The sequence below is a fragment of the Candidatus Protofrankia californiensis genome (genome assembly GCF_900634765.1).
GTDB classification, from domain to species: Bacteria; Actinomycetota; Actinomycetes; order Frankiales; family Frankiaceae; genus Protofrankia; species Protofrankia californiensis.
On sequence record NZ_CAAAFT010000334.1, the window covers coordinates 1 to 9,985 of the forward strand.

6 protein-coding genes are annotated in these 9,985 nt (G+C 70.4%); all 6 read right to left on the reverse strand.

Features of this window, described 5'->3' with window-relative positions; all coding sequences use genetic code 11:
- The coding region (locus DD1DGNOD_RS17525) for a glutamate synthase subunit beta (protein WP_131770637.1) at positions 1-1,024 on the reverse strand (1,024 nt) is incomplete at its 3' end.
- A 194-nt stretch (positions 1,025-1,218) separates the two neighbouring features.
- Positions 1,219-5,778, reverse strand: a complete 4,560-nt coding sequence (gltB, locus tag DD1DGNOD_RS17530) for a glutamate synthase large subunit (protein WP_131770638.1) — start codon at positions 5,776-5,778, stop codon at positions 1,219-1,221.
- Positions 5,779-6,041: 263 nt separating this feature from the next.
- Positions 6,042-7,103, reverse strand: a complete 1,062-nt coding sequence (lgt, locus tag DD1DGNOD_RS17535; RefSeq protein ID WP_430827829.1) for a prolipoprotein diacylglyceryl transferase — start codon at positions 7,101-7,103, stop codon at positions 6,042-6,044.
- 185 nt (positions 7,104-7,288) lie between these two features.
- On the reverse strand, positions 7,289-8,176 hold the full coding sequence (gene trpA, locus DD1DGNOD_RS17540; RefSeq protein ID WP_131767565.1) for a tryptophan synthase subunit alpha: 888 nt from the start codon (positions 8,174-8,176) through the stop codon (positions 7,289-7,291).
- A gap of 59 nt (positions 8,177-8,235) precedes the next feature.
- Positions 8,236-9,480 carry a tryptophan synthase subunit beta gene (trpB, locus tag DD1DGNOD_RS17545; protein WP_131770640.1) on the reverse strand — a complete coding sequence of 415 codons (1,245 nt, stop codon included), beginning with the start codon at positions 9,478-9,480 and terminating at the stop codon, positions 8,236-8,238.
- 46 nt (positions 9,481-9,526) lie between these two features.
- On the reverse strand, positions 9,527-9,985 hold a 459-nt coding region (locus tag DD1DGNOD_RS17550), incomplete at its 5' end, for an indole-3-glycerol phosphate synthase TrpC (RefSeq protein WP_131770643.1).

Genomic DNA, 9,985 nt, shown 5'->3' on the forward strand with positions numbered 1-9,985 from the left:
CCTCGTGCGCGCTGGACACCCGATAGACCACCGGCCAGGTCGGCCACGGGTTGGCCGCCGGCCGCGACCGCGGCGGCCGCGGCATGATCTCAAGCTGGTGCACGGAGCGGGCACCCTGGCGCAGCGCGGTACCCAGGCAGTCCGCGCCGGTGTCGCCACCGCCGATGATGACCACCCGCCGGCCGGCCGCGTTGATCGGGGACGCGGCGAGGTCACCCTGCTGGACCCGGTTCGAGGGCACCAGGTACTCCATGGCGAGGTGGATGCCGTCGAGGTCGCGGCCGGGGATGTTCAGGTCCCGGCCGATCGTCGAACCACCGGCGAGCACGACCGCGTCGTAGGAGGCGCGCAGCTCGTCCCCGGTTATGTCGACACCGACGTTGCAGGACGATATGAAGACCGTCCCCTCGGCTCGCATCTGGGCGAGCCGGCGGTCCAGGACGTGCTTTTCCATCTTGAACTCGGGGATGCCGTAGCGCAGCAGGCCGCCGATGCGGTCGGCCCGCTCGTACACGACGACGTTGTGACCGGCACGGGTGAGCTGCTGTGCCGCGGCGAGTCCCGCCGGACCCGACCCGACCACGGCAACCCGCTGGTCGGTGCGCACCGACGGCAGTACCGGGCGGACCGTACCGTCGGCCCACGCCCGATCGATGATCGACACTTCGACCTGCTTGATGGCCACCGGGTCGTCGGAGATACCCAGCACGCAGGCAGCCTCACACGGCGCCGGACACAGCCGTCCGGTGAACTCCGGGAAGTTGTTGGTGGCGTGCAGCCGTTCGATCGCCTCGTCCCAGTCGGCGCGGCGCACCAGGTCGTTCCACTCCGGGATGATGTTTCCCAGGGGACAGCCGTTGTGGCAGAACGGGATGCCGCAGTCCATGCACCGGGCGGCCTGGTCACGCAGGGAACCGACCGGGAACGGCTCGTAGACCTCTTTCCAGTCGGTGATGCGCACGTTGACGGGCCGGCGCCTGGGCTGCTCCCGGTGATGCTTGAGGAAGCCTGTCGGGTCAGCCATGCCGCTCCTGTCGGGTGATGGTGTTCGGTGGTGTTCGTCTGGCCGACCACCACCCGCTGGAGCACCGCCCGCGAGACGTTGTCGCGGGGACGGTGCTTGCCGGGGACGGTGTTCGACGTGGTTCACGGGGACGCTGTCGGGGACGTTGCCGCGAAGGACTCTGTTCGCTCGGGTGTTGCCTGCTGTGACGCCGCTCAGCCGCGGGCGGATGCCATGATCAGATCCTCGGCGGGCAGTCCGTCCTCCTCCGCCTTCTTCATAGCCGCCAGCACGCGCTTGTAATCCCGTGGCATCACCTTGACGAACCGGGTCTGCTCGTCCTCCCAGCGTCCGATCAGACCGGCCGCGACCGTGGAGCCGGTCTCCCGCCGGTGCCGGGCGATCAGTGCGAGCAGCAGCTCGCGGTCGTCCCCGTCGAGTGGTTCCACGTCGACCATCTCGGTGTTGATCCGCTGACGGACCGGCTTGTACAGGTAGGCGACGCCGCCGCTCATACCGGCGGCGAAGTTGCGTCCGGTAGCTCCGAGCACGACGACGGTGCCGCCGGTCATGTACTCGCACCCGTGGTCGCCGACACCTTCGACGACAGCGGTCGCGCCCGAATTGCGGACGCAGAACCGCTCCCCCACGATGCCGCGGAAGAACGCCTCGCCGGCGGTGGCACCGTAGAGCAGCACGTTGCCCGCGACGATGTTCTCCTCGGCGCGCAACGGCGCCTCCTTCGGCGGGAAGACGATGATCCGGCCGCCGGAGAGACCCTTGCCCGCGTAGTCGTTGGTGTCGCCTTCGAGGGTGAGCGTCACCCCGCGCGGCACGAACGCGCCGAAGCTCTGCCCGGCCGACCCGGTGAACCGCAGCGAGATCGTGTCGTCGGGCAGGCCCAGCGCGCCGTAACGCCTGGTCACCTCGTAGCCGAGCATGGTGCCGACCGTCCGGTTGACGTTGCGGATCGGCATCTCCAGCCACACCGGCCGGCCGTCTTCGAGTGCGTCCTCGCAGAGCTGGATCAGGGAGTTGTCCAGTGCCTTGTCCAGCCCGTGGTCCTGGGCGGTCGTGCAGTGCAGCGAGCCGCCGAAGGGCCGCTCCGGCGCGTGCAGCAACGGGGTGAGGTCCAGACCCGCTGCCTTCCAGTGGTCGACGGCGGCCCGCGCGTCCAGGATCTCGACGTGCCCGACGGCCTCCTGCAGGGTGCGGAAGCCCAGCGCCGCGAGGTACTCGCGTACCTCTTCGGCGATGAAGGTGAAGAACGCCTCCACGAACTCGGGCTTGCCGGTGAAGCGCTTGCGCAACACCGGGTTCTGCGTCGCCACGCCCACCGGGCAGGTGTCGAGGTGGCACACCCGCATCATCACGCAGCCGGCCACGACCAGCGGGGCGGTGGCGAACCCGAACTCCTCGGCGCCGAGAAGAGCGGCGACGACGACGTCACGGCCCGTCTTCATCTGGCCGTCGACCTGGACGACGATCCGGTCGCGCAGGCCGTTGAGCAGGAGGGTCTGCTGAGTCTCGGCCAGTCCCAGCTCCCAGGGGGCGCCCGCGTGCTTCAGCGACGTCAGCGGGGACGCGCCGGTGCCGCCGTCATGCCCGGAGATCAGCACGACGTCGGCGTGGGCCTTGGACACCCCGGCCGCGACCGTACCCACACCGACCTCGGCGACGAGCTTGACGTGCACCCGCGCCCGGGTGTTGGCGTTCTTCAGGTCGTGGATGAGCTGGGCGAGGTCCTCGATGGAGTAGATGTCGTGGTGCGGCGGCGGGGAGATCAGGCCCACGCCCGCCGTCGAGTGCCGGGTCCGCGCGATCCACGGGTAGACCTTGTGCGCGGGCAGCTGGCCGCCCTCACCCGGTTTGGCACCCTGCGCCATCTTGATCTGGATGTCGTCGGCGTTGGCGAGGTACTCGCTGGTCACCCCGAAACGTCCGCTGGCGACCTGCTTGATCGACGACCGGCGTAGGTCGCCGTTGGCGTCGGGGACGTAACGTTCGGCGTCCTCGCCGCCCTCGCCGGTGTTCGACTTCCCCCCGATCCGGTTCATCGCGATCGCGAGGGTCTCGTGCGCCTCGGCGCTGATCGAACCGTAGGACATCGCCCCGGTCGCGAACCGTTTGAGGATCTCCGACACCGGTTCGACCTGCTCGATCGGCACCGGCGGGCGCAGCCCTTCGCGAAGCTCGAACATGCCGCGCAGGGTGGCATTGTGCCTGGACAGCTCGTCGACGGTGGCGGTGTACTTCTTGAAGACCTCGTACTGGCGGCTGCGGGTGGCGTGCTGGAGCAGGAACACCGTCTCCGGGTTGAACAGGTGCACCTCGCCCTCGCGGCGCCACTGGTACTCCCCGCCGGTGTCCAGGTTGCGATGGGCGAGCTCGCTGGACAGCGCCGAGTACGCCCGGTGATGGCGGGCTGCGACCTCGTCCGCGATGACGTCGATGTCCACCCCGTCGAGCCGGGACGGCGTCCCGGTGAAATAGGTGTCGACGAGCTTCTGGGACAGGCCGATCGCCTCGAACAGCTGCGCGCCGGTGTAGCTGGTCACGGTGGAGACGCCCATCTTGGACATGACCTTGAGTACGCCCTTGCCCAGCGCCTTGATGAGGTTCTTCTGGGCCTGGTCACGGGTGATCCCGTCCAGCTCGCCGCTGTCGAGGATGTTGTCGATCGATTCGAACGCCAGGTACGGGTTCACCGCGGCCGCGCCGTAGCCGAGCAGCAGCGCGACGTGGTGGACTTCGCGGGCGTCACCGCACTCGACGATCAGACCGACCTTGGTACGGGTCTTCTCCCGGATCAGATGATGGTGGACGGCGGCGGTGAGCAGCAGGGAGGGGATCGGGGCCTTGTGCCGGTCGGAGTCGCGGTCGGACAGCACGACGATGCGGGCACCGTCGGCGATCGCCTCACTGACCCCGCGGCAGATCTCCCGCAGCCGTCCGGCGAGCGCCGCACCGCCACCGCCGACGTCGTACAGGCCACGGACGGTCACCGCCGCGAACCCGGGCATGTCGCCGTCGTCGTTGATACCGACGATCTTGGCGAGTTCGGTGTTGCTGATGACCGGGAACGGCAGGTGCACCAGGCGGCAGGACGCCGGCGATGGCGCGAGCAGGTTGCCTTCCGGCCCGAGCGTGCGGCCGAGACTGGTGACCATCTCCTCACGGATCGCGTCCAGCGGAGGGTTGGTGACCTGCGCGAAGAGCTGGGAGAAGTAGTCGAACAGCAGGCGCGGACGCTCCGAGAGCACCGCGACCGGGGTGTCGGTGCCCATCGACCCGATCGGCTCCGCGCCGGCGCGGGCCATCGGCGCGATGATGACCCGCAGCTCCTCCTCGGTGTACCCGAAGACCTGCTGGCGGCGGCGCACCGACTCGTGCCCGTAGATGACGTGCTCGCGTTCGGGCAGGTCGCCCAGGGCGATCACGCCGGCATGCAGCCACTCCTCGTACGGGGCGGCGGCGGCCAGCTCGGACTTGATCTCCTCGTCGTCGACGATCCGGCCCTGAGCGGTGTCGATCAGGAACATCTTCCCCGGCTGCAGCCGGCCTTTCTGCACCACCTTGTGCGCGGGAATGTCGAGGACACCGACCTCCGAGGCCATGACGACCAGGCCGTCGTCGGTCACCCAGTAACGGGACGGACGCAGTCCATTACGGTCGAGCACCGCGCCGATGACCGTACCGTCGGTGAAGGCGATCGACGCCGGGCCGTCCCACGGCTCCATCAGCGTCGAGTGGAACTGGTAGAAGGCCCGCCGGGCCGGGTCCATCTCGTCGTGGTTCTCCCACGCCTCCGGGATCATCATGAGGACCGCGTGCGGGAGGCTGCGCCCGGCCAGGTGGAGCAGTTCCAGGACCTCGTCGAAGCTGGCCGAGTCGCTGGCGCCGTCCGCGCAGATGGGGAAGATCCGGCTGAGGTCACCCGGGATCAGGTCGCTGGCGAGCAACGCCTCCCGGGCCTGCATCCAGTTACGGTTGCCGCGCACGGTGTTGATCTCACCGTTGTGGGCGACGAACCGGTAGGGGTGCGCCAGCGGCCAGCTCGGGAAGGTGTTGGTGGAGAACCGGCTGTGCACGAGGGCGATGGCGCTGGCGAACCGGGGGTCGTCCAGGTCGGGGAAGTACGCCGAGAGCTGGTGGGTGGTGAGCATGCCCTTGTAGACGATGGTGCGCACCGACAGGGAGGGGAAGTACACCCCGGCCTCCCGGCGGGCCCGCTTGCGCACGCAGAACGCCCGGCGCTCCAGGTCCAGCAGGTCGAAGGGCTGGTCGCCGACGCTGTCACCGGCGCTGTCGCCGGCACCGACGGCCCCGGGCAGGCCGAGGAAGATCTGCCGCATCCTCGGCTCGACATCCGCGGCGGCCCGGCCGACCATGTGGCTGACCACCGGCACCTCACGCCAGCCCAGGACCCGCAGGCCCTCCGCGCGGACGATCCGGCTGATCGCGCGGACCGCGTCGTCCCGGTCGCCTGCGACCTGCGGCAGAAACGCGGTACCCACCGCGTACCGGCCGGGTGGCGGCAGCGGGAAATCGACGACGTCACGCAGGAAGGCGTCGGGGACCTGCAGCAGGATGCCCGCACCGTCCCCGGTGTCCGGGTCGCACCCGGAAGCACCACGATGATCAAGGTTACGCAGCACGGTGAGGCCCTGTTCGACCAGTTCGTGACTACGCCGCCCACGAACATCGACGACGAACCCGACCCCGCAGGCATCGTGCTCGAACGTGGGGTCGTACAAACCTTGTGCGATCGACATCCGGCGGGTCCTGTCCGTCTTCAGGGGATCTCCAAGAGGCGGACGACGCTGTCCGGACGCGCCGCCGCGACAGGGAATGCCCCGGCCGGACGCAATAACGAGTGTGCCACGTGCGCACAGGATCCGCCGTGATCACGAACGGGACGGACCCGGATGTGGCCAACCGGGCACGCGATCGCGTTCCAGCACGACGGTGTGCCGACCACGACTTTCCGCCGATGCCGACCACGGCTTTTCCGCCGAGGGGACGAGCGACCCCGCGGTCAGTCGCGGACGGTGAACTCCGCACGCCGCGGTGCACCGCCCGCCTGCGCCGGGCCGGCTCCCCCGTCCAAGCCGCTGACCTCGACCGCCGCGTTCCCCTCGACCGGGCCGCGTGCCTCCGCCGTACTGCTCGCCTGCACCGGACCGGCCCCGGACGGCTGGATGTCCGCTTCACCACCCGGACTGGCCCCCGACGGTGGGGTGCCTGCTTCAGCCGGACCGGCCCCGGACACCCGGGCGCCTGCTTCACCCGGGTCGCCCCCGGACGGCGGACCGTCGGAGTCAGAGCCGGTGGCCGGTCCGGAATCGGTGCGGGTGGGCTCGGCGGGCAGCTGGGCAGCCACCGCGGGATCGACGGGGCGGCGCAGGAACACGAGGGCGGCCACCCCGGCGGTGAACACGACCAGGGACGTCCAGTCGTTGAGCCGCACTCCGAAGAACGTGTGTGCCTCGTCGATGCGCAGTGCCTCGATCCACGCCCGCCCGGCGGTGTAGAGCACCACGTAGAGCGCGAACAGCTTGCCCCGACCGAGCCTGCGGTGGCGGTCCAGCCACAGCAGGACGCCCGCCACCGCGACGTTCCACAGCGACTCGTACAGGAAGGTGGGATGGTAAAGCGACTCACCGGGAACACGCTGGTGCCCGGGATCTATCCGCAACGCCCAGGGCAGGTCGGTCGGACGCCCGTAGAGCTCCTGGTTGAACCAGTTCCCGAACCGCCCGATCGCCTGGGCCAGGACCAGGCCCGGGGCAACGGCGTCGGCGAACAGGCCGAAGCCGACCCCTCGCCGCCGGCAGGCAAGCCAGGCGCCCAGCGCCCCACCGGCGACCCCGCCCCAGATCCCCAGCCCACCGTGCCAGACCCGCAACACGTCGACCGGGTCTCCGTCGGCGCCGAAGTAGGCGTCCGGGCTCGTGACGACGTGGTAGATCCGCGCCCCGACGATGCCGAACGGAACAGCCCATCCGGCCACGTCGGTGGCGATATAGGCCGGCTGGCCGCGCGCGCGCAGCCGCTGCCCGGTGATCACGATCGCGACCGCGATGCCGATCAGGATCATAAGGGTGTAGGCCCTCAGCGGAACGGGACCTGCGTGCAGGACGCCCGTCGAGGGGCTGGGAATCGCGGCTAGGACCACACAGGCCAAGCTATACCGCCCGTAACCCGACCCCTCGCCGTGCTCCACGCCACCGGATACCACCGGACGCCACCGATAGTCGCAAGGACGGGGTTGGACGGTGGGAACTACACCCGTGGCATGGACGGTTCGGGCTGGCGTACCCCGGCGGCGAACCCGGTCACGATCCGTCGCAGCGCCGCGACGGCGGCCTGCGGATCCTCCCCCGCGCGTTCGGCGTCCAGCAGCGCCTTGACCAGGGCCGAGCCGACGATCACTCCGTCGGCGAATCCGGCGACCTCGGCCGCCTGACCGGGCGTGCTCACACCCAACCCGACGGCGACCGGCGTGTCGGTGACGGCCCGGACCCGCCGGGCCAGCTCGGCGGCCTGCTCACCCACGCGCGCCCGGGTGCCGGTCACGCCCATGAGCGACGCGGCGTAGACGAAACCCCTGCTGACCTCGGCGACGCGCGCCAGACGGGCGTCGGTCGAGCTCGGCGCGACCAGGAAGACCGGGTCGAGCTCGGCTTCGGCGGTGGCCGCAAGCCATGGACCGGCCTCCTCGGGAGGCAGGTCCGGCGTGATCACCCCGGCTCCGCCCGCAGCCGCGAGATCTCGAGCGAACGCGGTGACCCCGTACCGTTCGACCGGGTTCCAGTAGGTCATCACCAGCGCCGGTACGCCGGTCACGGCCACTGCCTCCACGGTACGCAGGACGTCACGGGTAGTGACTCCGCGGCGCAGTGCGGCGTCGGCCGCGGCCTGGATCACCGGACCGTCCATGGTCGGGTCGGAGTAGGGAAAGCCGACCTCGACGACGTCCACCCCGGCCTCGACGAGGGCCCGCATCGCCGTGATCGCACCGGCAACCGAGGGGAAGCCTGCCGGCAGGTAGCCGACCAGCACCGCCCGCCCGTCGAAGCGGGCCCTGGCAAAGGTCCGGCTCAACCGGCTGTGCTCACCCGAAGGACTTCGTTCACCCGAAAGACTTCGCACCCTGGTCCGTTCCGTCATCGGCGCCCGATTTCCGCCGTAAAGAGCTGGTTCAGCCTGATTCCCGCTGGCGACGGCCATCAGAGGAGATCGAACCACTTCGCCGCGGTGTCGACGTCCTTGTCGCCCCGCCCCGAGCAGTTCACGACGACGACGGCGTCCGGGCCGAGTTCCCGGGCGACATCGAACGCGGCGGCGAACGCATGCGCGCTCTCGATCGCTACCAGGATGCCCTCCAGTCGCGCCACCAGGCGCAGCGCGTCCATGGCGGCGCGGTCGTCGACCACCCGGTAGGTCGCCCGGCCCGTCTCGTGCAGCCAGGCGTGTTCGGGGCCGATACCCGGGTAGTCCAGCCCAGCCGAGATCGAGTGCGACACCTGCGTCTGCCCGTCTGCGTCCTGCAGGAGAAAGGTGCGCATGCCGTGCAGGACGCCGGGTGCGCCGCCGGCGATCGCGGCCGCGTGCCGGCCGGTGGCGAGCCCGTCTCCGCCGGCCTCGGTGCCGATCAGCCGGACCGAGGTGTCGTCGACGAACGGATGGAAGATCCCCATCGCGTTCGAGCCGCCACCGACGCAGGCCACCACCGCCTCAGGCAGCCGGCCGACCCGGTCGAGGACCTGCGCCCGCGCCTCCACCCCGATGACCCGCTGGAAGTCGCGGACCAGCATCGGGAACGGATGCGGCCCCATCACGGAGCCGATGCAGTAGTGGGTCGTGTCCACCGTGGCCACCCAGTCCCGCATGGCCTCGTTGATCGCGTCCTTGAGCGTGCGGCTGCCCGAGGCGACGGCGACGACCTCGGCGCCGAGCAGCCTCATCCGGGCGACGTTGAGGGCCTGGCGGGCGGTGTCCTCCTCCCCCATGTAGACCACGCAGTCCAGGCCGAGCAACGCACAGGCCGTGGCCGTGGCCACGCCGTGCTGGCCGGCGCCGGTCTCGGCGATCACCCGGGTCTTGCCCATCCGACGGGTGAGCAGGCACTGGCCGAGCACGTTGTTGATCTTATGGGAGCCGGTGTGGGCCAGATCCTCCCGTTTGAGCAGGATGCGGGCACCGCCCACATGCGCGGTCAGCCGGGTCGCGTCCGTGAGCGCGGTGGGCCGACCGGCATACGTCGCGAGCAGCCCGCCCAGCTCGGCGGCAAAGCCGGGATCGGCCCGCGCCTGCGCGGAGGCGTCGATCAGCTGATCCAGCGCGGCGAACAACGCCTCGGGAACGAAACGGCCACCGAAGCGCCCGAAGTGCCCGGCGCTGTCGGGCAGCGGGTTCACCGGCACGGCACCCGCGCTGGTGGACCCGGCGGTGGGGGTCGCGGCGGGGGTCATCGTGTCAACCTATCGTCCGGTGATGCTCTCCGTTCGGTGGCGCCGGTCAGCGACCAACCTTGGTGGCCGGATGCGCGCCAGCGGTGACCAGGTCCGCGACAGTCTGGCGGGGATCCGTCCCCGTCACCGCGGCCTCCCCCACCAGGACCGCTTCGGCTCCAGCCGCGGCGTAGGCGAGCAGATCGTGCGGCCCGCGCACACCGGATTCGGCGACCTTGGTCACCCCCGGCGGCAACAGCGGCGCCAGCCGGGCGAAGGTGTCGCGATCGACCTGCAGCGTCCGCAGGTCGCGTGCGTTGACACCGATCAGCCGGGCTCCGGCGTCGACCGCCCGCACGGCCTCCTGCTCGTCGTGCACCTCGACCAGGGCTGTCATGCCCAGCGACTCGACCCGCTCGAGCAGACCGACCAGGCGGGGCTGCTCCAGCGCCGCCACGATCAGTAGGACGATGTCGGCGCCGTGCGCCCGCGCCTCGAAGATCTGGTACGGGGAGACCACGAAATC

Coding starts and splice junctions, on each gene's coding strand:
- trpB (WP_131770640.1), bottom strand. CDS start 9,480: ATGACCCCCGCCGCGACCCCCACCGCCGGGTCCACCAGCGCGGGTGCC.
- gltB (WP_131770638.1), bottom strand. CDS start 5,778: ATGTCGATCGCACAAGGTTTGTACGACCCCACGTTCGAGCACGATGCC.
- lgt (WP_430827829.1), bottom strand. CDS start 7,103: ATGATCCTGATCGGCATCGCGGTCGCGATCGTGATCACCGGGCAGCGG.
- trpA (WP_131767565.1), bottom strand. CDS start 8,176: ATGACGGAACGGACCAGGGTGCGAAGTCTTTCGGGTGAACGAAGTCCT.